Raw genomic sequence first — 26,174 nt, 5'->3', positions numbered from 1 at the left:
GAACCGGCAGGTAACAACCCTGTGGTTGGTATTACGTTCCACTATATGACGGAACGTTTTAGTGCGCAATAAGTTTGCTCTCAGCTGGGAACCAGCGCTCCAGAAGCAGTGCCACCCACATCGCCAACGAGGCCAACCCGATCAGGTTGCCCATGTACCAAAGGGGCGTCGAGAAGCTGTAGGCATCAACCTCCGGGTACAGCTGATACGACGGCACAAACAGCACCGCAACGTAAAGCACGTACGCGAGCTTCCACACCGACGGCACCGCCGCGAAAATGAGCGGGACCGCCAACATCACGCAGGAGAAGTGGTGCGACACCGCGTACGGCCCACCCACGCTAATGCCGAGCGCGACGAAGAACAGCGCGTGCACGTCCAGCCCTCGGCGCTGCAGGTACCACGCCCCCAGTCCTGTGAGCAGCGCGAACACCAGGAAGATGACGCCAGTCGGGGCCTCCAGCCCCGCGCGGGCAAACAGACCGGAAAGCGCCTGGTTCGGCGGGTACATCGCGTTGCCGCCACGGTCGGTATTGAAGAACTCGTCGGTGAAGTAGTACCAGGTCTCCGCCGGGCGCATCAGCACACCAATCAGAATCGTGCCGACGAACGTCCCCGCCGCACGCGCCACCGACGCCCAATCCTTCTTCACCAAAAACAGAATCGCGAACGCCGCCGGCGTGATCTTAATCCCAGCCGCGATGCCCACGCCGACACCGCGCAACTGCCGCGGCAACAAGCCGAGCACATCCACCACGACCAGCGCAAACAGGAACACGTTAATCTGGCCGAAGAAGAAATTCGCCTGCAACGGATCAATCGCCAGCGACCACGCAATCACCCCCACCAACACCAGCGGCGTGACCTTCACGTCCAGCCTGCGCAACGCCAACCACGAAATGAGCGCCACGCACGCCATCGTCGCCAACGTCCACACCACGTCCATCACCGGCTCAGGCATCCACGTCAGCGGCACAAACAGCAACGCCGCGAATGGCGGGTAGATGAAGCGGAAGCCGCTGCGCGTCGGGAAGTCGTCGTACAGGTCTGCGCCGCTGGTCAGGGCGTTGCCGGCGTCGCGAAACACGCCGACGTCCAGCAGCTCGCCGCGCGCCGCACTGCCAAAGACCTCACTGAGCCCACTCGCAGCCGCGAGCACACCAACAAGCACCCACACCCACAACGAAACCTGCTTCACCATCGCATCGCCTTACGCCCATCACTGTTGACTAACTCTGCTGCCTAACTCTGCGCATCATACCGATGACAACCGACATAAATGAACTACACTACGGAATAATCCTTTCCCGACTGCTTTGAATAGAGGAAGCACATGAACGAACAGCAGCCCATGTACGACAAAGACGGGCTCCCAATCTCGCAACCAACCAGCCGATTCCAGGGATTCGGGCAATACGGGCAGGCTGGGCAGTTCGGGCAGTTCGGGCAGGGTTCACCGTACGGACAGCCGCAGATGCAACAGTTTGCACCTGCACAAATGCCCCAAATGCAGCAGATGCAGATGGCCTACGGACATGCCGTGCCCCAGAAGAACAAGTTCCTCGCGGCGGCGCTGTTCTTCTTCCTGGGCTCGTTTGGTATCGGCAACTTCTACCTTGGGCAGAACTTCCGTGGCGTCACCAAAGTGGGACTCTTCCTTACCGGCAGCCTCTTCAGCCTGATCCCGTTCGTCGGCTGGATCGTTTCCACCCCGATCTTCCTGGCACTATGGGTGTGGTGCATCATCGAGATGATTATGGTCCTCGTCGGCGGCGGAGGCTACGACACCGACGCTAATGGGATTCCGCTGAAGTAAACCTTCAGGCGGTTGCCCTCAGCTCCGTGACTGAGGACCTGTGTTTGGGTCAACCCGCATCAACACGGGTCGCACATTCTTATGGTCCTCTGTATTCAAGGCACGAGAAGAAGTTCCCACGCTCGGGAACCATTTTGCGGTTGAGGCCGGTTCTGGTCGACCGGCACTCGTGTTTCTCCAGGTCGCGATGCCTGTCAACGAAGAAAGTTCCCACCATTCCTGAAATCGCGGGAACTTTTCTGAAAGTGCGAGGGGAAGCCGAGGGCCCGGCAGGGCTCAACGACAAGAAGCCAGCCCTACGCCTCCGGCTTCACCAGTGGGAACAGGACGGTTTCGCGGATGCCGAGGCCGGTCAGGGCCATCAGCAGGCGGTCGATGCCCATGCCGCAACCGGCGGTTGGCGGCATGCCCTGTTCCATGGCGGCGAGGAAGTCCTCGTCGAGGACCATGGCTTCGTCGTCGCCGTGGGCGGCGAGGCGGGCTTGGTCTTCGAAGCGTTCGCGCTGGATGACGGGGTCGACAAGTTCGGAGTAGCCGGTGGCCAGCTCGAAGCCGCGGACGTAGAGGTCGAACTTCTCGGTGACGCCGGGCAGCTCGCGGTGGTCGCGGGTCAGCGGGGACGTCTCGACTGGGAAGTTGATCACGAAGGTCGGCTCGTAGAGCTGGTCGGAGCAGAGGTGCTCCCAGATCTCCTCGACGAGCTTGCCGTGCAGCCAGCCCTCATCCTTCGGCACCTTCAGGCCGATGACGTCGGCGATGCCCTTGAGCTCCTCCACGGAGGACTCGATGGTGACCTCCGGCTGGCCTGGGAACTTGCGCTGGAGCGCCTCGTTGAGGGAGGGGTACATCTCCATGACTTTCCACTCGCCGCCGAGGTCGTACTCGGTGCCGTCGGGGAGGGTGACGGTGGTGGAACCGAAGACTTCCTTGGCGCTGAACTGCACGAGGTCCTTCATGGTCTTCGCGCCATCCTTGTAGGTGCCCCATGCTTGGTAGGTCTCGAGCATGGTGAACTCGGGCGAGTGGGAGGAGTCGACGCCCTCGTTGCGGAAGTTGCGGTTGAGCTCGAAGACGCGCTCGATGCCGCCGACGACGCAACGCTTGAGGTAGAGCTCGGGCGCGATGCGCAGGTAGAGGTCCATGTCGAGCGCGTTGGAGCGGGTAATGAACGGGCGGGCTGCGGCGCCGCCGTGCAGGGTCTGCAGCATCGGCGTCTCGACCTCGACGAAGTCGTGGCCGGTGAGGAACTTACGCACGGCAGCGATGACCTTGATGCGGGTCATGGCGTTCTTGCGGGCGTCCTCGCGCATGATGAGGTCGGTGTAGCGGTGGCGGACGCGCTGCTCCTCGTTCATGTCAGCGAACGCGACAGGGAGTGGGCGCAGTGCCTTGGAGGCCATGTGCCAGGACTGGGCCTGGACCGAGAGCTCACCGCGGCGGGAAGCGATGACGCGGCCGCGGACGGAGACGATGTCGCCGAGGTCAGTGTCGGCCTTCCAGGATGCAAGTGCCTCCTCTCCTACCTCTGCGAGGGAAAGCATGACCTGCAGCTGGGTGCCGTCGCCCTCTTGGAGGGTGGCGAAGCACAGCTTGCCGGTGTTGCGCTGGAACATAATGCGGCCCGCGACGGCGACGACGTCCTGGGTTTCTTCGCCCGGCGCGAGGTTGAACTGGCCGTCGCCCTCGCCTTCGGGCACGGCGCGGTACTTCTGGCGCAGCTCGCGCAAGGAGGTCGTGCGGTCGACGACGACTGGGTAGGCGTCGCGGCCTTCGCTCAGAAGCTTTTCGCGCTTCGCACGACGGAACTGTTGCTGTTCGGAGAGGTCCTGCGTTGTTTGATTCTTCACGCTGACTTAGCCTAGTCGGTTGGGGTTAGCCTCGGTCAATTAGTCGTGTATTCGGCTTGCCGCCCACGAAGCACACCGCCACAACGACGAGTAGCATGCCGACGCCACCAACGATGAAGGCGCGCGCCGTCCCCTCGGACGCGCTACCGGTGGCCTGGGTACCCATCGTCATCGTGGCGATAAACACTGCGGTGCCGGCCGCCCCGCCGAGCTGCTGCAGCGTGTTGAGCGCCGCGGAGCCGTGGGCGTAGAGCTGCGACGGCAGCGAGGACAGCGACACAGTCATCAGTGGGGTCATGATCATGGACATCGCCACGTTGACCAGGATCAGCACGGCGACGAGCTGCCACTGCGGGGTGTCATCGGCGAGGATCACGACCAGGATCCACTGGGAAGCCAGCATCAACACCGCACCCGGGATGGCCAACGGCCGGGGCCCGTACGCGTCGTAGCAGCGCCCCGTGATTGGAGACGCGATGCCCTGCGCGATGCCGCCGGGCAGCAGGATCAGGCCGGTGGCCACCGTGGAAATCCCCAGGCCGACCTGCATGTAGACGGGCAGGATGTTCACGGTGCCCAGCAGGATGCCGAAGGCGATGAACACGCCCACCACCGAGAACGCGAAGTTGCGGTGGGTAAAGACGCTGAGGTCAAGCAGCGCGCGCCCAGTTGGTGCCAGGCGCAGCTGCCTGCGCACGAACAGCACCAGGAACACCGCGCCGATGACCAGGGCCGCGGCAGGGTTCCAGGAATCGCCGGTGAGCAGGGAGGTGATCGTCGATAAGCCGTAGACAAGGCCGCCGAACGCGAGTGCTGAAAGGAGCACCGACAGGATGTCGAGTGGAGCGTCGTGGCGCTCGCCGACGTTCGGGAGGGCGAACACCGCGAGCAGCACCGCCACGGCTGGGATGGGCACCATCACCCAGAAGATGTGGTGCCAGGTAAACGCGCCGAGCACGAAGCCGGCGAGCGTGGGGCCAAGGGCGGGCGCCACCGACATCACCACCGCGTTGAGTCCCATCACCGTGCCGCGGCGCTGCGGGGCGACCACCGTCACGGTAACCGTCATGAGCAGCGGCAACATCGCCGCCGTGCCAAGTGCCTGCACCACGCGCGCGGCGAGCAACACCCCGAACGAGGGCGCGGTGGCCGCCATGACGCAGCCGACGATGAACAGCGCCATCGAGGCGAAGTAGACGGCGCGGGTGCTGAGGCGCTGGATGACGAAGCCGGAGGCCGGGATCGCCACGGACATGGTGAGCAGGAAGCCGGTCATCAGCCACTGGGCCGTATCGGCGGGTACGCCGAAGTCCGCCATGATTGCGGGCAGGGCAACAGCGACGGTGGTCTCGTTGAAGATCATCATCATCGCGGAGACCACCAGCACTCCAATAAGCAGTACCGGGTTCGTTGATTTCATAGCCCGCTAAGGCTACTCCTCGTCGGCCGCTGGGGCACAGAGAGGCAGGTCGAGGCGCTGTGCCTCGGCATCATCGCCGTTGATGACCACCATGTACTCGCGCTCAGTGCGCGGGGTCAGCACGAAGGCTGGCGGGGTGGCGTCGGGAAGCTGGTAGTCGTAGATGAGGCACTCACCGGAGCCCAGCACGACGGCTTCCTTCGGGTCCGGCAGGACACGATCGAGCGCATCAGAGGAAACATACTTTGCGACGGAGACCCCCAACGTCTCGTTCGCGCAGCGGATCTTGCCCTCCTGGCCCTCGTCCGGCGTGGCGGAGTCACAGATCAGGCCGTGCCAACCCTTCTGCCCGGCCTTGTCAGACACGATGCCGGGGTAGGTCTCGGCGATCTCGGCTTCGACGCCGACCCACTCCTCACCACGGTGTTGCATCCAGTACCAGATGCCGCCTGCGGCGATGAGCAGCAGCGCCACGATGGCCGCGATCCACGGCCAGAGCTTGAACTTCTTCTCGTCTTCTGGGCGCACGTACTCGCCGGTCGGCCCATACGGGTAGGGCTGCGGTGGCTGGCGGTAGCCGTCGGTGGCGCCCGGCGCGACCGGGGAGACCTCCGGCTCATCGAGAGGTTCACCGGCGACGGCGTTGAGGTAACCGACGCAGCCGGTGGCGGCGTTGGCGGCGTCCTCGTCGACGTCAAGGCCGGTCATAGAGTTAAAAAGGTCGATAAAGCTTGCGACGTTCGCCGCGTGTTGCTCCTCGGCGTGCTCGGGCGCGGTGGCCGTCGGGCCGATCAGGGTGAGCTTGACCGGGACGCTCGACCAGGCTGGCTGCACCAGCATCCGGGAAGCATCCACGGAGCGGGCCACGAACGCGCCGAGGCCCTGGGCGTCGTAGTCGTCGATGGCTTCAGCCACGCCGATGAGCAGCTCGCGGGCCTCGGCGGGGGTGAATACGCCACCGTCAGCACGCTTGTCGCTGATCAGGCGAGCGAGCGAAGCGCCGGTCGGGGCTTCGCGCAGTACGTAGAGGTGGCCGTCGTCGGTGTAGCCGGCGCTGCGCGGCTGGAACGCGCCGGGGTGGTTCGAGGCGGCAAGCGCCCGGTTCAGGCCTGCGATGTCGCGGCGTTGGTTCTCGGGCTGGGTGGCGTCGAAAAGCTCGACTTCGACGGCCTGGCCTGCATCATTGCTGGCGACGAAGAGCTGTGAGTCTTCGGTGCGCCCTGTGGCTTGGACTTGCTCGGGGGTGAAGTCCATGCCGAAGCGCTTGTTCAGGATTCCAGCAATCAGGTCTATAGGCATGCCAAAGAGTGTAGCGAATAACTCGCCGTTGCTTGCTATCCGCCCTCGTCTTCCCGTCCTAGTCCTCGATGTGTTTGAACCCGATGCCAAGCGGCAGACCCACGTTGTCGTGGAGGCGCACCGTGCCACCGTCGGTGGCGGGCAGGTCGATCGCGGCGAGCAGTCGGGCGTCGCCCTGGGCAGGGGCCTCGCGCATAGCCAGGTCGCGCACGGCGAGGTAGGCAGGCGTGACCCCTGCGGCTTCGAGCACGCCGCGCACGGTGTCCAGGACGGTCTCGGCGCCGTGTTCGGCGGCGTGGGCCCCGGCGGTCAGCGCCGCGGACAGCGCAAGCGCCTGGTCGTGGGCGTCTTCAGCGACGCGCTCGTTGCGCAGTGAAAGCGCCAGCCCGTTCGGCATGCGCACGGTAGGCGCGCTGTGCAGCTTGACCTCCATGCGCAGGCCCGCCACGGCCAGCTGTGTGGCCACGAGCAGCTCGAAGTCCTTCTCCCCCATCACCAGGTCGGTGGCGTGCGTGGCGTTGAGCACCGCCAGGATGCGGGCGACGTCGCAGGCCACGGCGTCGGCGTCGTCGAGGTGCTCCATGCCGGTGCGCACGCTCACGGCGGTGCGCAGCTCGCCGTGGAAGACCACGTCCACGCCCTCGTTGCGGAAGGTCTCGGGCACCTCCTCGCCGGAGTAGGTGACAAACACATACGCGCCGAGCAGCGACTTCGCCGCCCGGATCAGCTCGATGTGCCCGGCGTGCACGTCGGCGCCCAGCGGCACAACCGCAATCGTCTTGCCAATCTTGCGGAATGCGCGCCCGTAGGTGGCCAGCAGCTGCTCATCACGCACGACAACCGCGTTGCCCGGTTCAAAAGTCACAGGTCTTCCTCTCGTTGCTGCGCCGCGCGGCGCTCCAATACTTCTACTAATCGACGCACCCCTTCTCCCCCGACCGGCTCTCGGTCGAGCGGGCGCAGCGGCGGCAGCTCGGCGCTGTCGAAGGCGTCCGCGACCGCCTCGAAGTTGGGGTTGGCCTGCCGCAACAGCGCGAGTGCGTCCTCCCGGACGACGCGCTGCAGGGCGCGAAGGTGCTGGGCGGTGGCCACCAGTGGGCGATCCGCATCCGTGATCGGCATCGTGACCTGCCCGAGCTCCCCGAGCAGCAGCGCGATCACGGTCTCCCCCAGCTCGTCGGCTGCGGAGGTGACCCACACGTTGTCCACGATGTTGTGCGCGCACATGACGACGGCCCCTGCGACCTCCACCTCGTCGAGTAGCTGGGCGCCGTGGTCCAAGTTGGTGTGCCAGAACATCTGCTTCGGTCGCACGCACGGCGCGCACTCGGCGGCGGCGCGCTCAATAACGTCAGCGGAGCCCTCGAGGAGCACCAGGTCGGCGGCGGCGATGTCCGCGGCCACGCACGGGTACGTCACGCGGTGCCCGGCGCGCGCAAGCTGATCACTCAGCGCGCTGGGGCCGCGCCAGGCGGCGATGGTCAGCGTTGGGCTCATTTGTTGCGGCGCGCTAGCAGCTCGGCGACGGAAACAGCGTTCTCGCCAGCCGCGTCACGGCGGCGGCGTCCCCCAACACGCGGGGCTGGTTCCGGCACGGCCTCGATGACTTCAGTGGCCCCAGCGGCGGGCTGCTCGTGGCGGCCGTGCTCAGGCTCAGGCTCAGGTTCCGGTTCGGGCTCCGGCTCAGGCACTGGCTCGGGTACGGGCTCAGGCTCCGGGATTGGTGCCGGTTCAGGCGCCGACTTCTGCGCTTCTTGTGCTTCTTGCGCTTCCTGCGCTTCCTGCTTCGCCTGGTGCTCGCTAATCAGCGCCGTGAGCGGGTTCTGCGTCTCCCGGCTCGGCTGACTTCCAATGCGCCCGGCGATCGCGTCGGAGGACGGCGCCCCGGCCGGGCGGTCTTCGGACGGTTCGTAGGTGGGCTGTGTGAAGGACTCAATCTCCTGGATGCGGCGCGCCGCGGCGTGCACGGCGGCGGGCTCGTACTCGAAGACGTGCCCGCTCATCTCCTCGATCGTGGAGCGCAGGGAGCGCAGCTCCTCCTGGATGTCGCGCAAGAGTTCGTCGGAGGGGGCGTCGACACCCGAGGGTGCGCCAGCGCGCGCGGCCTCCAGCTCTGCGGCGAACGTCTTCTCCCGCTCCTCCTGCAGGCGCACGGCCTCCTCGTTGTCGCGGCGCAGGCGGTAGATCACAATGAGGCCCGCGACGGCGGCCCACAGCGCCAGGATCAGCGAAAGCTTGAGTATGTTCGCGGAGTTGGTAAACAACATCACCACTGTGCCTGCAAGCGCAGCCACAAATGGAACAATCACCCAAGTATTTTTCATGCCCACTACCTTAGCTAACCTGTTCTCCACTTGAGGGCGGCGACACCTCACACACCCGTTCCAGCACTACACCAGCTACCGCCAGCGTGACGCCGCCCAACGCCCCGGAGACCAAGGGCGGCACGTCCTGCGCCGCGGCCATCAGCACGTGCATCCGGGGCAGCACGAAGAGCAGGCAGCCCGCATACAGCCCGCCGCTGACCGCTCCTGCCCAGGTGCAGGCCTTGCCAAACAGCATGAAGTTCGCCGCCATCATCGGGTTGAGCTGGCTGCGATCCAGACCAACCTTGCCCTCATCGCGGCGCTTGTGCACCATGAACGCAACGTAGAAACACACCGCTGCCACGATCCAGAGGCTCAGCGGCACCACCATGTTCAGCGACTCAAGCAGGCCGAACAGGCGGCGCACCACAATGAACGCCGCGGCGGTACAAAACCCGAACACGGCGATCACTCCGGACAGCGGCGTGCGTTTCACAGCTTGCGAACCCCCTGAGGCTCCAGCTCCGCGAGAATCTCGCTGACCGGGCGATCGAGCAGCTTGGCGTGCGGGTCAATCTCCAGCCAGGGAACCAGCACGAACTCGCGCAGGTGCGCGCGTGGGTGCGGCAGCGTCAGCTCAGGGTCGTCGCTACGGTAGCCCTCGAAGTCGATGATGTCCACGTCCAGTGTGCGCGGGCCCCAGCGCACGTCGCGTACCCGGTTCGCCTGCTGCTCTAGGCGCTGGCAGCGGGCGAGGAGGCTGTACGGGTCGTCGCTGTCGGTTTCGATAAGAAAGCTCTGGTTGAGAAAGTCTGGCTGCTCCACCCCGCCCCAGGGCGCGGTGGCGTAAATCGAGCTTGCGTCGAGGAGCTCGGCGGCGAACTCGTCGGCGACCGACTGCAGGTGGGCACGCGAGTCCTCCATGTTGGAGCCTGCCGAAATCACCGCGCGCATCAGCGGGCCCCCATCCGTTTACGGGAGCGGCGTGCCACCACGGCGACGTCCTCGAAGGGAAGCGGGATCGGCGCGTGCGGCTTGTGCAGCGTGACCTCCACCGCGTGCAGGATGTCGAAGCGCTCCATGGCGGCCTCGGCGATCTCGGTGGCCACCGTCTCGATGAGCTGGCGCGGCGTGCCCGAGGCGATGTCGCTGGCCAACTGGGCTAGCTCCGCGTAGTTCATCGTCTGGGTCAGGTCGTCGGTGGCTGCGGCGCCTGCGAAGTCGAGCCAGCAGGTGATGTCCAGCAGGAAGCGCTGCCCGTGCTCGCGCTCGTGCGGCAGCACGCCGTGGTGCGCGTAGACGGACAGGCCCTTGAGTTCAATGCGGTCAGCCAAGGTTGCCCGCCTTCCACGCGGCGGCCACGTCCACGGCGTCGCGGGAGACGGCCACCTCGTGCACGCGCACGCACCAGGCGCCAGCCTGCGCGCACAGGGCGGTGACGGCGGCGGTGGCTGGGTCGGCGTCGATAGGCCCGTGCTCGAGCCCGCGGGCGGCGCGCACCCCGCGGAGAAAGCGCTTGCGGCTGGCCCCCACCAGCAGCGGGTAGCCGCAGTCCATGAGTGCGGGCAGGGCCTGCAGCAGCTGCCAGTTCTCTTGCGGGGTCTTGGCAAAGCCGAGGCCCGGGTCCAGCGTGATCTGCTCGGGGCGCACCCCAGCGGCCGTGGCGTTGGCAACCAGCTCGTCGAAGAGGCCGAGCACATCGGCCACCACGTCCCCGCCGTGGTCGGCGGCACCGGAGGCGTTCACGAACTGCTGGGCACGCCAGTGCATCAGGCACACCGGCAGATCCGTGCGCGCCATCGTGGCATACATGTCCGGGTCCGCGAGCCCGCCGGAAACGTCATTGATGAGGTCCACGCCGACCTCGGCGGCGGCCTCCGCGATGGCGGCGCGCATCGTGTCCACGGAGGTGCGGATGCCGTCCTCGTGAAGGGCCCGGATCACCGGGGCCACGCGCGCCACCTCGACCTCGGCGGGCACACGCGTCGCGCCCGGCCTGGTCGACTCCGCACCCACGTCGATGATGTCCGCGCCCAGGCGGACCAGCTCGTGGGCGTGCGAGAGGGCGTCGTCAACTGCGAGCCACTTCCCGCCGTCCGAAAACGAATCTTCCGTGACGTTGACGATGCCCATCACCGTCGTGCGCCCCGGCGCGGTGAGATCCTGCACACTGACCATTGTTAGCTCCTTATCAGGCTCAAGACCTCGGCCCGGGAGGCGGCGTTCTTCTGGAAGCCGCCGCGCACCGCGGAGGTCGTCGTCACGGCACCAGGCTTGCGGATGCCCCGCATCGCCATGCACAGGTGCTCACACTCCAGCACCACAATCACGGCGGAAGCCCCCAACTTATCGACGATCGCGTCCGCAATCTGCGCCGTCAACCGCTCCTGCACCTGTGGCCGCTTCGCGTACATATCGGCCAGGCGGGCGAGCTTCGACAGGCCCGTGACCTTGCCTTCCTTGCCCGGGATGTAGCCGACGTGCGCCTTGCCAAAGAATGGCACCAGGTGGTGCTCACACGTGGAGTACACCGGGATGTCGCGCACCAGAACGAGCTCCCGGTAGTCCTCCGCGAACGTCTTCTCCAGCACCGCGGTCGGGTCCTGGTGCAGCCCCGCGAACACTTCCTCGTACGCCTTCGCCACTCGCGCCGGGGTTTCCTTCAGCCCCTCACGGTCCGGGTCCTCGCCGACTGCGATGAGGAGTTCGCGCACCGCGGCTTCGGCGCGGGCGCGGTCGAACTTACTGGTCATCCTCGTTGCTCCTGTGTCGTGGCAGCTGTTTGGTTTCTTCCTCTGACGGTCGGTCGGGCCGGTCGGGCCGCTCGTGCTCCGGCAGGCGGAACCCGATTTCCTCGTCCGGGCGGTAGTTGTCCATGCCCGGGTGCGTATCCGGCTCAGGCTTCGGCTCAGGCTTCGGCTCTGGCGCGGGCTCACGCTTCGGCGCGCCCGGGTACGTCCAGTCGCTCGGCGGCTTCGGCCCGCCGTAGGTCGGGGTACCTCCCGCAGGCGGCGGTGGCAGCAGAGCGCCGTGCTCCTTCTCCCGTTCTTTTCGACGCCGCTCCCGCGTCTCACGCGACGCCTCAAGGATGGAGAAGCGCTTTGGTGGCTCCTCGCCACGCTCTTCGGCAAGCTCGACCGGGGTCTTGACGGGCTCGCGGCCGATCTGGCGGCCGAAGCGGATGTCGTAGGCGGGCAGCTCCGGCCGGTGCGGCTCTACGCCCTCGAGGAGCGCTTCGAGGTCTTGGCGGCGCAGCGTTTCCTTCTCCAGCAGCTTGGACACCATGGTGTCGAGCTGGTCGCGGTACTGCTCCAGGATGCCGTAGGCGGTGGCGTGGGCGGCGTCGATAAGCGTGTGTACCTCCTTATCGATCGTGGCCGCAACCTCCGGCGAGGACTCCATCTTGGCGCCGGCCCCCATGCCGGAGAAGGCGTCGCCCTGCGCCTGGCCGTACTTCACGGTGCCGAGCGCCGAGGTCATGCCGTACTCGGTGACCATCGCGCGCGCGATCTTGGTGGCCTGCTCGATGTCGTTGGAGGCACCCGTGGTCGGCTCGCCGAAGACGAGCTCCTCCGCGGAGCGCCCGCCCATGGCGAAGACGAGCTGGGCGAAGAGCTCGTCGCGGTTGTACATGCCCTTGTCGTCCTCGTCGGCCGTCATGGCGAACCCGCCGGTGCGGCCGCGGGCGAGGATGGTGACCTTGTAGACGCGCTCGATGTCTTTCAGCGCCCACGCCGCGAGCGTGTGCCCACCCTCGTGGTAGGCGGTGACCTTCTTCTCCTTCTCCGAGATCACCTTGGAGGAGCGGCGCGGCCCGCCGATCACGCGGTCCGTGGCCTCCTCCAGCGCGTCCGGGGTGATCACGTTGCCGCCGATGCGGGCGGTGAGCAGCGCGGCCTCATTGAGCACGTTGGCCAGGTCCGCACCACTCATGCCGGCGGTACGCTTCGCCAGCGCATCCAGGTCGACATCCTTGGACAACGGTTTGCCCTTCGCGTGCACCTTCAGAATCTGGGCGCGCCCCGCGATGTCCGGGTTCGTCACCGGGATCTGGCGGTCGAAGCGGCCCGGGCGCAGCAGCGCCGGGTCCAGGATGTCCGGGCGGTTCGTCGCCGCGATCAGGATCACGCCCTCGCGGTCGCCGAAGCCGTCCATCTCCACGAGCAGCTGGTTGAGGGTTTGCTCGCGTTCGTCGTGGCCGCCGCCCATGCCGGAGCCGCGCTGGCGGCCGACGGCGTCGATCTCGTCGATAAAGATGATGCAGGGCGAGTTCTCGCGTGCCTGCTTGAACAGGTCGCGCACGCGGGAGGCGCCCACGCCGACGAACATCTCCACGAAGTCGGAGCCGGAGATGGTGTAGAACGGCACCCCGGCCTCACCCGCAACTGCGCGGGCGAGCAGCGTCTTACCCGTGCCGGGCGGGCCGTACAGCAGCACGCCGCGCGGGATCTTCGCGCCGAGCGACTCGTAAATCTTCGGGTCAATCAGGAAGTCCACAACCTCCTGCAGCTCATCGACGGCCTCGTCCGCACCCGCGACGTCCGCGAACGTGTTCGTCGGATTGTCCTTCGACAGCTGCTTCGCCTTCGACGACCCAATCCCGAACATGCCGCCACCGGCCTGCATGCGGTACATGAAGAAGAACAGCAGGCCGAAGATCAGCACCATCGGCAGCATGAAGCCGAGCATCGACATCAGGAAGGACTCCTGCGTCACGTTCGTCTTGTACTTGTCCGGGGCGGCTTCCTTCACCGCGCCGAAGATCTCCGGCGTGGTGCGGGCCGGGTACTGGGCGCTGATCTGCTCGACGCCCTCGCGTTCTTCGACCTTGATCGGCTCCCGCAGGTCAATGCGGACACGCTGCTCGCGGTCGTCGATCTGGACTTCCTTGGCGTTCTTGTTCTGCAGCTGCTCCATCGCGATCGACGTGTCCACGCGCTGGTAACCGCGGGTGTCATCCCCGATGAGGGTGAGCAGGTACAAAACAATAAGCACGGTGGCGCCGATCAGGCCCCACCGCAACACGTTTTTATTCTTGGTCATACAGCTCTTCTGTGTGTATTAGATGTCCTCAGGCGCGTCGGAATAGACGCGAGGGTGCAACGTGCCCACGTACGGCAGGTCGCGGTAGCGCTCGGCGTAGTCCAGGCCATAGCCGATGACGAACTCGTTGGGAATGTCGAAGCCGACGTCGAGAAGATCAATCTTGGCCTTCTGCACCTCAGGCTTACGCAGCAGCGTAATCACCTCGAGGCTCTTCGGGTTACGCCCCGACAGGTTCTTCAGCAGCCACGACAGCGTCAGGCCGGAATCAATGATGTCCTCGACCACGAGCACGTCGCGGCCTTCGATCTCCTTGTCCAGGTCCTTCAGAATGCGCACCACACCCGAAGACGTGGTGGAGCTGCCGTAGGAGGACACCGCCATGAACTCCATCTCGCACGGGATGGAAAGCTTGCGGGCGAAGTCCGTCAAGAAGAACACCGCGCCCTTGAGCACGCACACGAGCACCAGGTCCTGCTCGGAGTCACGGTACTTCTCGGAGACCATGTCAGCCAGCTCTTGGATGCGCCGCTGCAGGTCTTCCTCGGGGATCAACACCGCCTCCACGTCGTCTCCGTAGCGGTGTGGCGCAACGTTGAAATCCTTCTTGTCATACAGCTCGGTCATCGGGTGCCCTTTCTCAAGCCCTTCTCGGTTGGCATCAGTTCATCATCTTGCCACTTTCACGTCACCTTGGACAACCATTTACGCGAACAGAAGCGTTGTGCCGCGCCGCTCCACCCGCACTCCCCCGCCGAGCTGCACCGCGCCCTGCCCCCGCCAGTTCGTCACCAAGGCTTCAATCGCCGCAAGGTGGGCACCTTTGACCTCCCCCCGCTTCTCGACGACCCACTCCGCCAACACCGCCCTCCTCACCACCGGCGGCAGCGTTGCGAGCTCCGTGCAGTCCAGCGTCTCTTCGTTCACGGCCGGGGTGATGCGTTGCAGCTGCGCCGCGGCTTGCGCGATCCGGTCCGCCGTGCCCGCCAACGCCGGGACCACCTCCCCACCGACGATCTCCTCCAGCAGCGGAATCACCCGGGTGCGCAGCGCCACACGCCGGTACCGCTCGTCCTTGTTCATCGGGTCCTGCCAGGGTGCGACGCCCAGTTCGGCGCAGGCGCCCGCGGTGTCCGCGCGGCGGACACCCAGCAACGGGCGCACCAGCCGACCCGCGCGCGACGCCATCCCTGCCGGGTTGCCGCGCAGCGCCCCGAGCAGCAGCGTTTCGGCCTGGTCGTCCGCGGTGTGGGCCGTCCACACATCCCGGTCGGGGCCGGCGTGCTCGAACAAGGCCGCGTAGCGGGCCTGGCGGGCGTCGGCCTCCGTGCCCTTACCCGTTGGTGCGATGCTGACTTTGGTGACCTCCGCGGGCACCCCGAACGCGCGCGCCTGCTCCGCGGCGCGCCAGGCCACCTCCGCCGAGCCTTCCTGCAGCCCGTGGTCCACCACCAGCGCCGTGACATCCAAACGCTCCGCCGCGGCCGCCGCCACCAGCGCCAACGAGTCCGCACCACCCGACAGTCCAATCACCGCAGGCCCCGTCCATCCACGCACGGCACGGCGGCACGCCAAAAAGTGGGGACTGCGCCGGGGCCAGAACGGCTCCATCGCTAGAACTCCCGCAGCGCCGAGGCAAACATGTCCATCGCCCGGCGCGCCTCCAGAATGTCCGAGTCATTCGAGAGCAGCGCAAACGTGTACACGTTGCCGCTTTCCGCAGTCACCGTGCCCGCCAGCCCGGACGTCTCGTCCAAGGTGCCCGTCTTCGCGCGCACCCAGCCACGCCCGGCCAGGTCCTCATAGCGGGTGGCCAAGGTGCCGTCGCCGGCCGCGACCGGCAGCGCGTCCAGCATCGGGCGCAGCTGCTCGTGCTGAGTAGCGTCACTCAGGATGCTGTCCAACATGCGCGGGGTGATCCGGTTGTCCACCGACAGGCCAGAGCTGTCCACCAGCGTGATGCCGCCCGAGTCAAAGCCGTGCTCAGCCAGGACGTGCAGGGTGGCGGAGGGGGCGTCGATACCTACGTGGTCCGCCACCTCCCTGCCGATGGCCTCCGCGTAGACGTTGTCGGACTCCTTCATCATCATGTGCAGGCGCTGCACCAAGTCCGGCGACTCCACGCTTGCCAGCGTATCTGTCTCCGCGGGCGCCGGGCCGAGACCGACCGTCTGCGCACCCACGCGATCCGCCAACGCCTGCGCCACATCCAACGCCGGAGTATGCGAGCGCGGCACGTCCCCCTCCGTCTCCCCGTTGAGGCGACCGCCCGAGAGCATCGCCGGTTCCAGCGGCGCGACGAAGCCGCCATCGATGTCCACGGGGTCCCAGCCCGGCATCATGGTCGGCTGGCCCTCCCACGCCTTCGTGTCGATGAAGACGGCGGTAACCTGCTGGTTTTTGAGCTGCTCGGCGAGCTGGTCGATGGCCTCCGCGTCCAACCACACGTCACCATTCGCCTTGATCACGACCGAGCCCGGCTGCTCCCCACTCACCACCTGCGTCTCGATCCTGTCATCCGCCCCCAACTCCAACACCGCCGCCGCAGCCGTCAGAATCTTCGTCGTCGACGCCGGGCGCAACGCCTCCCCCGCCAACCGATCAAACAACACCTCACCCGTCGAACCGTCCGACACACGCGCGTGGAACGTGCCCAACGCGGGGTCCTCCGCAAGCTCCGCCAGGCGCGCCTGCAGTGCCTCAACATCCACCGGGCGTGGTACCGCCGGCACCAATACCGGCTCCGCCTGCGGCAACTGATACGCCGGGGCGTGCTCAATACGGCTGAGCTCCTGCTGCGCCGCCACACCGAAGCCAGCCGCGCCACCCACCGCGACCAACGCAACCCCGCCAACAATCCAAGTCCAAAGCTTCACGGCGCATAAGCGTAGCCCAAACCCACACGCCGACGCAGCCCCGTATGATAAGTACCGGTATTATCAACGCGACTACAAAAGGAGCGCACATGGCTGTCGAAGTCACCATCGAAATCCCCAAGGGTTCCCGCAACAAGTACGAACTCGACCACGAAACAGGCAAGGTCTACCTCGACCGCCACCTGTTCACCCCGATGGCCTACCCACTCGACTACGGCTTCATCGACGAAACCCTCGCCGACGACGGCGACCCAATGGACGCCCTCGTCCTCCTCCCTGAGTCCGTCTTCCCAGGCGTCATCGTCAAGGCACGCCCAATCGGCGTCTTCAAGATGACCGACGAAGCCGGCGGCGACGACAAACTCCTCTGCGTCATCGACGACGTCCGCTACGACCACTACCAGGACATCGACGACGTCTCCCAGTTCCTCAAGGACGAAATCGAGCACTTCTTCGTCCACTACAAGGATCTCGAGCCGAACAAGGAAGTTTCCGGCTCCGGCTGGGGCAACAAGGCAGAGGCAGAAAAGATCCTGCAGGCCTCCATCGACAACTACAAGAAGTAGGTCGCTGCTTCTAAGTGTTTGCCGCCTGGGTTGTACCTGGGCGGCTTTTTGCTTGGGCCTCTACCAAATTCCTGGTTTTGGCGTCGGCTCAGCAGGCCCGAGTCGGCCTGAGTGACAAAACACGCAACCCAATACATCCAGCCCTTTTCCTACCAGCGGAAATAAGGATGCGCTTTTGCAGGGTTGCGTCCTTTGTCACTGGCTGCCCAATCTGCACACCACGAGCGTCTAGAACTTGAGGTGATCTTTCGCCCAGAACGCCGCCGCGCCCAGCAGCGCAAGCAGCGGCACCAGGATCGCCGCGATGATGCCGCCCTTCGAGCTGCCTTCGCAATTCTCGGAGGATCCACTTGAAGAACCATCCTTCGCGCAGGTCGCAGGCGCCGGAACGCTCGGCTCGGGTGCCGGCTCACTTGTCGACGTCCCCACCTCCGGCTCTGGGACTTCCTCAGTTGTCCGCGCGGCGGACTCGGACGTGGTAGTCGACTCGGACGTGGTAGTCGACTCGGTCGTCGAAGAGGATGCCGTCGTAGTCAGCGTTGTTGAAGACTCTGGTGCGGGCTCAACCAGCGTAGTCGTTGGCGTAGTTGTCCGCGGAGCGGACGCTTTCGACGTCTCCGAGGTCGAAGGTTCGATGGTTTGGGTTGTCCGCGGGGCGGACACTTTCGGCGCCTCCGAGGTCGAAGGCTCCGTGGAAGGCTCCGCCGTAGTCGTTTCGGTTGTCCGCGGCGCGGACACCTTCGGCGCCTCGGAAGTCGAAGGCTCCGTGGAAGGCTCCGCCGTAGTCGTTTCGGTTGTCCGCGGCGCGGACGCTTTCGGTGCTTCCGAGGACGCGGACGAAGACGTGGACGAGGTCGCGGACGAGGATGTGGTCGTCGAAACCTCTGACGTGGTCGGAGACGGTGTGACCGAAGTAGTCACCGACGATGGCGCAGCAGAAGAAGTGACGTCCGTGGTTGTTGGCGTCGGCTCCTTTGCCAGCAGCTCGTCCAGGTTTTCCTGCGCCTCGACGACGCGGAAGAACGTGCGGTCAAGCTCGGCTTGCGCCTTGTTGATTTCTGGTGCGTAACCGGTGCGGCGCACAACCTTCATGAGCGCTTCGGCGATTTTGTGTTCTTGCTTGGCGGTCGCCAGCGCCGCGCGGGCTTCCTCAACGCTCTTTGGTTTCACTGCGGGCGCGTAGCTCGGGGCTTCGTACTGCGGTGTTGTGGCTCCACAGTTCGGGCAGCAACGAGGCGATGACGTGGAGGTCTCCCCGCTTGTCGACGGCCCCACCGTCGGCGTTGTCCGCGTAGCGGAAGTCGTAGACGTAGTTGGCGTTGCCGACACGCTCGGGGCCGCCGAAGTGGTTGTCCGCGGCGCGGACGTGGTCGACGTGGTCGGAGTTGGCGTAACCGACGTAGTCGACGTGGTCGGAGTTGGCGTAACGGACGTAATCGACGTGGTCGGAGTTGGCGTAACGGACGTAATCGACGTGGTCGGAGTTGGCGTAACGGACGTAATCGACGTGGTCGGAGTTGGCGCAACCGACGTAGTCGCGGTTGTCCGCGGCGCGGACGTGGTCGACGTGGTAGGCGTTGTGGACGTGGTCGTTGAGGTCTCGCTGGCGAGCTGCTCGCGCAGCTTCCCGAGGTTTGCCTTGGCTTCCGCGAGGGCACGCTCCGCATTCTCCACGTGCAGGCGCGCCAAGATGCGGTCCTTCGTACTCCGAGCGTTCTTCTCAGCCTGCTCGGCCTTCTTCAACGTGGCTTCTGCGTCGGCGACGATGCGTTCGCCCTCTTCGACCGTGGAAGGCTTTGGCGGGGCGACGTATTCCGGCGCAACGATGTAGTCGGTGCTCGGTACCTGCGAAGACGTCGAGGACGGCTTAGAGGTAGAAGGCTTAGAGGTAGCAGTCGTCGAGGTAGACGGCGTGGTCTCCGGAGCGATCGTCACAGTGACGGAGGGCGCTTCAGAAGTCGTCGAGCTCGTCGAGGTCGTTGGCAGCGGTAGGGCGCTCGGGATCGTCGGCATCGGCAACGGTGGCAGGTCCGGGAGGGACGGCTGGCTCGACGACGAAGACGAAGAAGACGATGTCGTCGGCTTTGGCTTCGGACGCTCGGAAGTCGTCGGCGTCACCACCGGTGGCAAAGGCGAAGGCTCAGGCGAAGGCTCCGGTGTAGGAGTCGGCTTCTGGCGCAGGTTGTTGCGCTGGATGAGGATTTCGGCGTCGAGAGGCTGGGGTACCAGGCCGGGTTTACGGGAGCCTCCGACGACCATAAGGAGGTCGTCGCAGCTGTGCGCGAGTGCCATCGCGTGGCCCATTTCGTGCGCGATGGTCATAATGCGGCTTTTCGCCTCAACATAGCGCCCAAACATCCTGGGACTAATCCGCACGGTCAGTGTCGGCCCGCCGCCGGTCACGCGCCCCAGCGGCCGCAGGCTTGGGTCCACGATCACGCTGACGGCCTCGGGCGTCTTGTGGTCGATGAACTTGATATCCAGGTATCCACCTCGGTCGCGCACGGCCTTGACCCACAGGTCGGCGGCGCGCTGGATGTCGGCGCGGTGGCCGGTGGTGTCGTAAAGGTAGAGGGTGTTGTTGCGGATGCCCGTATTGCGGTCACCCGCGAACGTAAACCGCGAAATGTCCAGTTGCTGCCCCCGCTTGAACTGCGACTTCAACGCTTTGCATTCGGACCCGTTGGGCCTCACGTCGACGTGCGCGGAAGCGGGCGTCGTACCCCCTAGTACCAGGGAGAAAGCACAAACAGCAGCAAGAACATTTCGAGTTTTCACAAAGGTTTACTATATGAGGAACCGGCGCCCGTATGCAAAGACGGCTGCACCAATTATCGACGCCACCACCAACGCAAACAGCGCCCGCACCAGGGTGTTCGACCCGGTCTCAGCCGCGATACCACGCTGCTCTGCAACCGGAGCCTGCGCTGGGGCGGCCTGCTGCTGCACCTCAACCGGCACCTGACCTGCAGCCTTGGAGGTTGCCAGGCCCTGACGCGCGACCTCAGCGGCGTTCTCCGCGAGCAGCGCGTTGGAGTCCTTCACCTCGGCGTCGGTTGGAGGCTCGTTGATGCGGGCCAGGTCGGTGACGTAGGTCTTGCCGTCAGCGTTGAGGTAGTACGTCAGACCACCGATAGCGAGCACTGCTGGCAGGGCGATCAGGCCGGCTGCCGCTGGTGCCGGGTTGTTCGGGTCAACGTCTTCGGCGGTGAATGGGACGTCCTGGTGGTCGCCGGTCGGGTCTGGCTGCTCGACAGGGGTCGTTGCCTCGGCTGCGGGAGCTTGGGGCGCTGCGGTTTCGGCGGCGGGGGCGTCGATAAGCCCGGCGACAGCCGCCTTCGCCACGTCCACTGCGCGCTCGCGGTCAGCCGCCGAGAGCTGGTCAAAGGCGATGTTGACCAGGTTGCGGTCCGGCACGTAGTGGGTGCCGTCCTGGGTGAGGAAGTACTCGGCACCGTTGATGTCGTGGGTCACGGCCGGCAGCGGGATGTCCTGTGCCTGGGCCATGGGGACGATGGCGGTTGCGAGCGCGCCGGTCATGACGGCGGCCAAAACGGTGTTGCGCTTCATTAGGGGCTCCTTTGCTCAACATGAAGTCTCAAGTCTTACTTCATGGTTTAGCCCCACTGTAGACGCACTTCACCCCAGTCACAAGTGTTTACACAAAAAACTTCAGTTACTTTGCGCCGGTATCGGTCGGTGGCGCATCCAGCACGGACGAAAATTGCCACCCAATGACCGCGTTGCGAACCGAGTCCGCCAAAATATTGCGCGGCTGAATACAGGAGATCGTCAGCAGCCGGCCCGGGCGTGGCCCATCACCCCAAATATCAACATCGCTGGCCATGACCTCTTTCACCGGATCGTGCAGGTCAGTCGCGCGGTACGACAACCACTTCCCACCAGCTGCCTCGGAGTCGGCGGTGCGCAGGTACAGCATGTCCCCCACCCGGATGGTGTGCTGGTCGGAGGAGCCGTCGAAAAGCTGGTCAAAGACCCCGTGCACCCCTGCACCCGTGTGACCAGCGACGACCACCAGATCCTCAGCACCCGGCCCCGGCAGCGAATACGGCTTCTCCGGCGCCGTATACACACATGCCTTATCTAATGTGGCCGGATCCAAGGCGTCCGCGCGCACGCGGCACGGGCCCTCCTCGAAGTGCGCGCGAAGCCCGACCGAGGGAATAAACATCTCGAGCGGCTGCGACTGACCAAGTGCTGCAGGAACCTCTGCTGGAGGCTCGGGCGCAGGCGCAGGCTCCTCTTTGCCGCACCTTGCTGACAGCGAGATGAGTGCCACGAGCAGCACCAACGCCACAACCCGGCGCACCCAAAACACCCACTGAGGCGGTCGAGTTCGAGGAGGCGTACGCATAGTGGAAATCGTAGCCGACGCACCCGGCACTTCCGCTACAATCGCGCACATGCAATCCATCAACGTTAAAGAAGTACCCGAAAACGCCCAGCTCATCGACGTCCGCGAACCCGAAGAATACGCAGAAGTCCACGCCGTAGGCGCCACCAACCTGCCCCTGAGCGAACTGACCACCCTCACCGACAAAATCGACCCCGACCAGGACATCTACGTCATCTGCCGCTCCGGCGGGCGCTCCTCCCGCGCATGCGAATACCTCGAGCAGGTACACGGCTGGGAACCCATCAACGTGGAGGGCGGCACCATGGAGTGGATCGCCAACGGGCTACCCACCGAGTAACACGGTTTCATTCCTGGCCAGCAGCCCGATACTCTGGGACTTATGGCCACGATTGAACTCCCAGAGGCGCTGACTACTTCGCCATCGTTCCAGATCGAGCGCGTGCGCAGGCACACCAAAGATGAGGTGGAGCGCACCCTGGCGAAGCACGACTCCTCCATGCGCGAGTTCTGGATACTCAGCTGCGTCTCCGAGCAAGCACGCTCCCAGTCGCAGCTCTCTGAGCTCCTCGCCATCGACGCCTCCGACATGGTCCGCCTCATCGACTGCCTGGAGAAGCACGCGTGGGTCAAACGCGAACGCGACCCGAAGGACCGCCGCCGCCAAATCGTGACCGCCACCAAGAAGGGCGGCAAGGCCCTGACCAAACTCGCCGAAGAAGTGGCCGCCGCAGAGGAACGCGCCCTCGACGCCGCCAACCACAAGCAGCTCAAGAACCTCCGGAAGCTGTCGCAGGCGATTTTGTAGTTTTTGCCTGGCCTGCTCGGGGTCACCTTCGGACCGCAGTGCCAAAAGACGCACCCCCCTAGGTGGCAGGCTCGAATGCTACTGCACCAAATTCCCGACTCCCAACGCACACCCGGGGCGTTTCCCCAGGTCACCAGCCCGTCGCCGCGGATCGTGGTGCCCAGCTAACTCCCAGCTACTCCTCGGCAGCGTCCCGCCGACGCCTCCACCGCCGGTACAGAATCAATAGCAACACCACCAGCACGATCAGGGCCACGAGGATCATCCACCAACTAATCCCCAGGCCGGTGACGCGCGGTTCGGGGGCGTCAGGGTCAAGAGGTACGCGAATAGCGTGGACGAGCAGCCTGTCGGTGTTGAGTCCGTAGGGGGTGCAGGTGATGAGCGTGAGGCGGTCTTCGCCTGGTTGGTAGCGTACGGCCTGGTACTGGTCCGGTTTCACGACTTCGCGGTCGACCATTTGGTAGCGCAGTCGCTGCCCCATCACGTCTATATAGATGTCTTGGCCTGCTTTGAGGGTGGGGAGGGCGTCGAACATGGCGGCGTTGACCATGCCGGTGTGGGCGGTGATGACGGCGTTGGTGCCGTCGCCGCCGACGGGGAGGGTGGAGCCAAACATGTGTCCTGCGCCGTCGTAGAGGACGTGGGGTGCGGTGGTGTGGTAGACGGGCAGGTCGACGCCGATGTCGGGGATGCGGATGCGCGCCATGATGCCCCCGGAGCCTGGCAGGTTGAGTTGTGCCATGTAGTCGGGCATGTCGGGGTCGTTTGGGTCGGGTGGGCGTGCGTGCGTGCCGGTGGCGAGGAGACGTTGGTTGTAGTCGCGGGCGCGGGCGAGTTGGGCGTCGCGTTCTTCGGCGCTGAGGTTGGTGGTGTGTTCGCTGTAGGCGTCGGCTTGGCGGCGGAGTTGTTCGTTGGTGGCGAGTGTGGCCACGATTGGGTAGAGCAACAGGAGCGCGCCGAGGATCAGCCCGATGAGCGAGATGAGGTTCCCGGCGCGTTTGCGGTTGGGTTGGCTCACTGGTCGTTCTCGTCTTCTTTTCGACGCGCCAGCAACCATCCCGCAACGATCAAGGCGAGGGCGAGCAGTGCGAGCCAGATGACGTTGGCGCCTGTGTAGGCGAGTACTTGGTCGACGCGCCCGCGCGGTCCGTCTTGCCGCTCGTGCTGGGCCTGGTCGCGCCCTGGTTCCTTATCACCCGGTCGGGGTGTCTCCGGCGCAGGCCCTGCAGGCCCCGCTGGACCAGTCGGCGCCGTACCCGACGGCCCTGCCAGCCCCGGCAGCAGCGGCACGAGTGGCAGCAACCCGAGGAGCCCCCACAGCCAGCGGCGATCCCCCTTGGAGGAGCCTTGCTGCGCGGGTGCCTCGATGAGCACGTCGGCGTGGGTGGCCTCCACGGTGACGAGGTTGCGTTCGGGGTCCATGCCGTTGGTGGTCAGGGTGGCGTCGGCACCTGCGGTGCCTGCCGCGGTGGCGCGTGCGCGTTGCTCCAGCGTGACGGTGGTGCTGGCGTCAGTGGCGCGGGCGCGCGCGAGTTTGGCCAGGCCAGACTTGGTCAAGACTGCGCGCAGGCGGTTGCCCTCGCGGTGGAAGGTGACATCGCCCGGGCCGAGCGCCACCCCGTTGATGCGCACCGCGGGCTCCGCAGAGAACTCCAGGTTTCCGGCGAGCGTGAGGATGAGCTCGTAGTGGCTGATGGTGCCGTCGTCAGACGGGTTGGGCGCCACCCCGCGCACGGTAAAGGTGACGTCCTCATCGGGGTGGACGCGCTGGCGGCTGGCCTCAAGCACCACGCTCAAATGCTGGGCTTTCGGCTCCACGGTGCGTGCGGACCCCTCCGTCACGGGTACCACGAAGGGCGCGAAGAAGACGTGCGACGCCGCCTTCGCCTCACTGTCGCCCAGCGTGAACAGGTACGCGCCGGGTTGCAGGCCGTCGAGGGTGACGCGGCCGCCGCTGGTGCGCGCGGTGGCCACTTCGACGAACGCGTCGGGCTGCGTGCGCAGCAGCCGGGACACGTCGAGGGAGGTCAGCGCCTCGCGCCCCGCCTGGGTGCTCATGTCCACGGTGGTGATGCGGGAGGCGGTGACGGTGCGCTCCCCGATGGTGTCCAGGCCGTCGACACCTGCAGCGGCGCGCAGGTCCACCGTGACGCTCCCCGGTGCCGCGGCCACCGCAGCGGGTGGGCCGGAAACGGGCATGCCGACGCCGGCAACGCCGACCGTTACGGCCAACGCCACCGCCATCGCAGTCCCCGGGTTTCTCACCGCTGTGTGCTCCCCTACCTATGCCTTGCGGGAGCGCAGCTGGTAGACAGCGCCGCCGCCGAAGAGGACCACGCCGAGCGCCAGGATGATGAGCATGGTGCGCTCACCGGTTGCTGGCAGGCGGCCGAACAGGTTGTCCTTGACGTTGTTCACGCTGCCGCTGAGCGTCTTGGTTTTTGCGTCGTAGTTCAACGGCTGTGGCTCCGGGTTGTTCAGGTAGCCGGACACGCCCTTGGTTTCTACGGCGCAGTAGTCGGCAAACTTGCTGTCCTTCTTGGTCAGGTTGAGACCTTCGGCCTTCGCCAGGGCTGCCCCGGCGTGGTCGCCTTTGGCGACGGTCTTGTCGGCGGTCAGGGTCGTTTTCACCTCGTCTCCGATGACCACGCGCTGGGCAGCGGTGCCTTTGTCGACCTTCCAGGAGCCGTCGCCCTGCTTGGTGCAGGTGAAGATCTGGAACTCGGCGCCGGCGCCGTTCTTTTCGCCGTCCTTGGCCTGCTTGTTCAGCAGCTTGGTCACCTCAACCTTGGCGAAGTTCAGCGTCGTGGCGCCGTCGTTCGGGTCGTCGGTTGGGGTGGTGTTGTGCGGCTTCTCGTCGTTGGAATAGTACACCTGCGCTGTGTTGTCGATCGTGCCGTTCTCGGGCAGGTCGACCAGCGTCGCGTCGAACTCGGTGCGCACGGTCAGGCCGGGGTTCGCGGCGCGCAGGTCGCGCAGCTTCTGCAGGCCTTCCTTGGTGAACGTCACGTTGATGGTGTTGCCGCCCGCGTCGGACACGGTGTAGTGCTTGTCCACAGCCAGCGTCTCCGGCTCCTTATCGTCGGCGGATTTCAGCACCTGCACCAGCACGGGGTGCTCGGTCTGGCTCCACTTGAGGTTCGCCGCCAGCGTATCGACGACCCTCAGCTGATCGCCTTCCGGGTTCGGGCCGAATGCTGGGATGGGGGCGTCGATACGGTAGCGCGCATTATCCCCCAAGGTGGTGTTTTCGCTGATGAGCGACTTCTTCGGCTCGAGGATCTGGTTCTTCGGGCTGATGGTGCGCTCGTACTTCGCCTCGCCGTTCTCGAATGCTGGGAGGGTGAGCAGGAACGGGGTTGCCACGGAGTGCTTCGCGCCTTCGGCGCGCAGCTCGGTGACGCGGAAGAGGCCCACGCCGAGGTCCGTGAACACAGCCTCGCCGTCAGCGTTCGTGGCGACTTCCTTCGCCGTGAAGTTCGGGTCTACCTGCAGATCGGCAACCTTCTTCTCGCCGGCAGTGGCGACGTCTTCCCAGCCCTTCGCGGTGTTCAGCGGCGCGGTCTCGATGCGCTCCACCTTGAAGGTGACGTCCTTGATCGTCTTCAGGTCGTTAAGTTTGCCACCCTCACCGATCGGCTCACCCTCATACTTCTTGATGGTCAGCTTGGTGGCGTGGTTGACGTCGACCTGCGCCTGGGCGACGGCAGCTGGCAGCGTCGCAACGATGGAAGCGCCCACCGGGCCGACAAACGCGACGGCCGCCGCGGTGGAAATTGCGAGTGCGGAACGGGAAATGATGTGTTTCATGGTGT

General features: G+C 65.5%; 26 protein-coding genes. 4 read left to right on the top strand and 22 right to left on the bottom strand.

Translation table 11 applies throughout. The features are described 5' to 3' along the window. Nucleotides 1-58: 58 nt before the first annotated feature. Complete coding sequence (locus BJP06_RS05550; protein ID WP_071573127.1) at nt 59-1,201, bottom strand: glycosyltransferase 87 family protein; 1,143 nt, start codon at nt 1,199-1,201, stop codon at nt 59-61. Between the two features lie 132 nt (nt 1,202-1,333). On the opposite strand from BJP06_RS05550, the gene BJP06_RS05545 reads away from it, so the two are divergent. Continuing rightward, nucleotides 1,334-1,816: an NINE protein gene (locus BJP06_RS05545; RefSeq protein ID WP_071573126.1), complete on the top strand. Its 483-nt coding sequence runs from the start codon at nt 1,334-1,336 to the stop codon at nt 1,814-1,816. A 296-nt stretch (nt 1,817-2,112) separates the two neighbouring features. Here the strand turns inward: BJP06_RS05545 and lysS are convergent, their stop codons facing one another. The 15 genes from lysS to dacB all read right to left on the bottom strand — a co-directional run bounded on the left by lysS (nt 2,113) and on the right by dacB (nt 16,607). Further along, entirely contained in the window at nt 2,113-3,663 is a 1,551-nt protein-coding gene (lysS, locus tag BJP06_RS05540) for a lysine--tRNA ligase (protein ID WP_071573125.1), read from the bottom strand. Nucleotides 3,664-3,688: 25 nt separating this feature from the next. Then, the gene (locus BJP06_RS05535) at nt 3,689-5,083 is read right to left on the bottom strand and encodes a DHA2 family efflux MFS transporter permease subunit (protein ID WP_071573124.1); all 1,395 of its coding nucleotides are present in this window, start codon (nt 5,081-5,083) and stop codon (nt 3,689-3,691) included. Between the two features lie 12 nt (nt 5,084-5,095). Next, the gene (locus BJP06_RS05530) at nt 5,096-6,382 is read right to left on the bottom strand and encodes a hypothetical protein (RefSeq protein ID WP_071573123.1); all 1,287 of its coding nucleotides are present in this window, start codon (nt 6,380-6,382) and stop codon (nt 5,096-5,098) included. A gap of 58 nt (nt 6,383-6,440) precedes the next feature. Then, nucleotides 6,441-7,247 carry a pantoate--beta-alanine ligase gene (locus BJP06_RS05525; protein ID WP_071573122.1) on the bottom strand — a complete coding sequence of 269 codons (807 nt, stop codon included), beginning with the start codon at nt 7,245-7,247 and terminating at the stop codon, nt 6,441-6,443. Then, nucleotides 7,244-7,879: a hypothetical protein gene (locus BJP06_RS05520; protein ID WP_071573121.1), complete on the bottom strand. Its 636-nt coding sequence runs from the start codon at nt 7,877-7,879 to the stop codon at nt 7,244-7,246. Before BJP06_RS05520 ends, BJP06_RS05525 begins: the two co-directional genes overlap by 4 nt. Further along, entirely contained in the window at nt 7,876-8,706 is an 831-nt protein-coding gene (locus tag BJP06_RS12080; RefSeq protein ID WP_177224265.1) for a DUF6779 domain-containing protein, read from the bottom strand. Before BJP06_RS12080 ends, BJP06_RS05520 begins: the two co-directional genes overlap by 4 nt. Before the next feature lie 10 nt (nt 8,707-8,716). Beyond that, complete coding sequence (locus BJP06_RS05505) at nt 8,717-9,184, bottom strand: DUF3180 domain-containing protein (RefSeq protein ID WP_070361896.1); 468 nt, start codon at nt 9,182-9,184, stop codon at nt 8,717-8,719. After that, a complete protein-coding gene (folK, locus tag BJP06_RS05500; protein ID WP_070361895.1) occupies nt 9,181-9,642 on the bottom strand; it encodes a 2-amino-4-hydroxy-6-hydroxymethyldihydropteridine diphosphokinase in 462 nt (153 codons plus the stop codon). The genes BJP06_RS05505 and folK overlap by 4 nt, the downstream gene beginning before the upstream one ends. Next, on the bottom strand, nt 9,642-10,022 hold the full coding sequence (gene folB / locus BJP06_RS05495) for a dihydroneopterin aldolase (RefSeq protein WP_070361894.1): 381 nt from the start codon (nt 10,020-10,022) through the stop codon (nt 9,642-9,644). Before folB ends, folK begins: the two co-directional genes overlap by 1 nt. Then, on the bottom strand, nt 10,015-10,866 hold the full coding sequence (folP, locus tag BJP06_RS05490) for a dihydropteroate synthase (RefSeq protein ID WP_071573118.1): 852 nt from the start codon (nt 10,864-10,866) through the stop codon (nt 10,015-10,017). Before folP ends, folB begins: the two co-directional genes overlap by 8 nt. A 2-nt stretch (nt 10,867-10,868) precedes the next feature. Continuing rightward, nucleotides 10,869-11,441 (bottom strand): GTP cyclohydrolase I FolE, encoded by a 573-nt coding sequence (gene folE, locus BJP06_RS05485; RefSeq protein ID WP_070361892.1) that lies wholly within the window; start codon nt 11,439-11,441, stop codon nt 10,869-10,871. After that, entirely contained in the window at nt 11,431-13,731 is a 2,301-nt protein-coding gene (ftsH, locus tag BJP06_RS05480) for an ATP-dependent zinc metalloprotease FtsH (RefSeq protein WP_071573117.1), read from the bottom strand. Before ftsH ends, folE begins: the two co-directional genes overlap by 11 nt. Before the next feature lie 18 nt (nt 13,732-13,749). Further along, nucleotides 13,750-14,358, bottom strand: coding sequence for a hypoxanthine phosphoribosyltransferase (gene hpt / locus BJP06_RS05475; protein WP_176754803.1), 609 nt, complete (start codon nt 14,356-14,358; stop codon nt 13,750-13,752). A 78-nt stretch (nt 14,359-14,436) separates the two neighbouring features. After that, nucleotides 14,437-15,342: a tRNA lysidine(34) synthetase TilS gene (gene tilS, locus BJP06_RS05470; RefSeq protein WP_071573116.1), complete on the bottom strand. Its 906-nt coding sequence runs from the start codon at nt 15,340-15,342 to the stop codon at nt 14,437-14,439. A 2-nt stretch (nt 15,343-15,344) separates the two neighbouring features. After that, entirely contained in the window at nt 15,345-16,607 is a 1,263-nt protein-coding gene (dacB, locus tag BJP06_RS05465; protein ID WP_071573115.1) for a D-alanyl-D-alanine carboxypeptidase/D-alanyl-D-alanine-endopeptidase, read from the bottom strand. A gap of 89 nt (nt 16,608-16,696) precedes the next feature. On the opposite strand from dacB, the gene BJP06_RS05460 reads away from it, so the two are divergent. Then, nucleotides 16,697-17,173, top strand: a complete 477-nt coding sequence (locus BJP06_RS05460; RefSeq protein ID WP_071573114.1) for an inorganic diphosphatase — start codon at nt 16,697-16,699, stop codon at nt 17,171-17,173. A 228-nt stretch (nt 17,174-17,401) separates the two neighbouring features. Here the strand turns inward: BJP06_RS05460 and BJP06_RS11905 are convergent, their stop codons facing one another. The 3 genes from BJP06_RS11905 to BJP06_RS05430 form a co-directional block, all read right to left on the bottom strand. Then, nucleotides 17,402-19,837, bottom strand: coding sequence for a hypothetical protein (locus BJP06_RS11905; protein WP_143110555.1), 2,436 nt, complete (start codon nt 19,835-19,837; stop codon nt 17,402-17,404). Nucleotides 19,838-19,960: 123 nt separating this feature from the next. Continuing rightward, on the bottom strand, nt 19,961-20,743 hold the full coding sequence (locus tag BJP06_RS05435) for a hypothetical protein (RefSeq protein ID WP_071573112.1): 783 nt from the start codon (nt 20,741-20,743) through the stop codon (nt 19,961-19,963). A 106-nt stretch (nt 20,744-20,849) separates the two neighbouring features. Then, a complete protein-coding gene (locus BJP06_RS05430) occupies nt 20,850-21,548 on the bottom strand; it encodes a sortase (RefSeq protein WP_252931422.1) in 699 nt (232 codons plus the stop codon). 49 nt (nt 21,549-21,597) lie between these two features. On the opposite strand from BJP06_RS05430, the gene BJP06_RS05425 reads away from it, so the two are divergent. Both BJP06_RS05425 and BJP06_RS05420 read left to right on the top strand, forming a co-directional pair. Next, entirely contained in the window at nt 21,598-21,888 is a 291-nt protein-coding gene (locus tag BJP06_RS05425; protein WP_070478242.1) for a rhodanese-like domain-containing protein, read from the top strand. A 42-nt stretch (nt 21,889-21,930) separates the two neighbouring features. Beyond that, entirely contained in the window at nt 21,931-22,356 is a 426-nt protein-coding gene (locus BJP06_RS05420) for a MarR family winged helix-turn-helix transcriptional regulator (protein ID WP_071573111.1), read from the top strand. A 175-nt stretch (nt 22,357-22,531) separates the two neighbouring features. Here the strand turns inward: BJP06_RS05420 and BJP06_RS05415 are convergent, their stop codons facing one another. Genes BJP06_RS05415 through BJP06_RS05405 form a run of 3 tightly spaced genes read right to left on the bottom strand, consistent with a single transcriptional unit; the run spans nt 22,532 to nt 26,169 of the window. Further along, nucleotides 22,532-23,377, bottom strand: coding sequence for a class C sortase (locus BJP06_RS05415; RefSeq protein ID WP_255365796.1), 846 nt, complete (start codon nt 23,375-23,377; stop codon nt 22,532-22,534). Next, a complete protein-coding gene (locus BJP06_RS05410; RefSeq protein WP_143110554.1) occupies nt 23,374-24,624 on the bottom strand; it encodes an LPXTG cell wall anchor domain-containing protein in 1,251 nt (416 codons plus the stop codon). The genes BJP06_RS05415 and BJP06_RS05410 overlap by 4 nt, the downstream gene beginning before the upstream one ends. An 18-nt stretch (nt 24,625-24,642) precedes the next feature. Continuing rightward, complete coding sequence (locus BJP06_RS05405) at nt 24,643-26,169, bottom strand: SpaH/EbpB family LPXTG-anchored major pilin (RefSeq protein WP_071573108.1); 1,527 nt, start codon at nt 26,167-26,169, stop codon at nt 24,643-24,645. Between the last annotated feature and the right edge of the window lie 5 nt (nt 26,170-26,174).

It is taken from the genome of Corynebacterium sp. NML120713 (assembly GCF_001875735.1).
GTDB lineage: Bacteria > Actinomycetota > Actinomycetes > Mycobacteriales > Mycobacteriaceae > Corynebacterium > Corynebacterium pseudogenitalium.
Note: the sequence above shows the minus strand (reverse complement) of the source record. Positions and strands in the feature narration are given on the sequence as shown.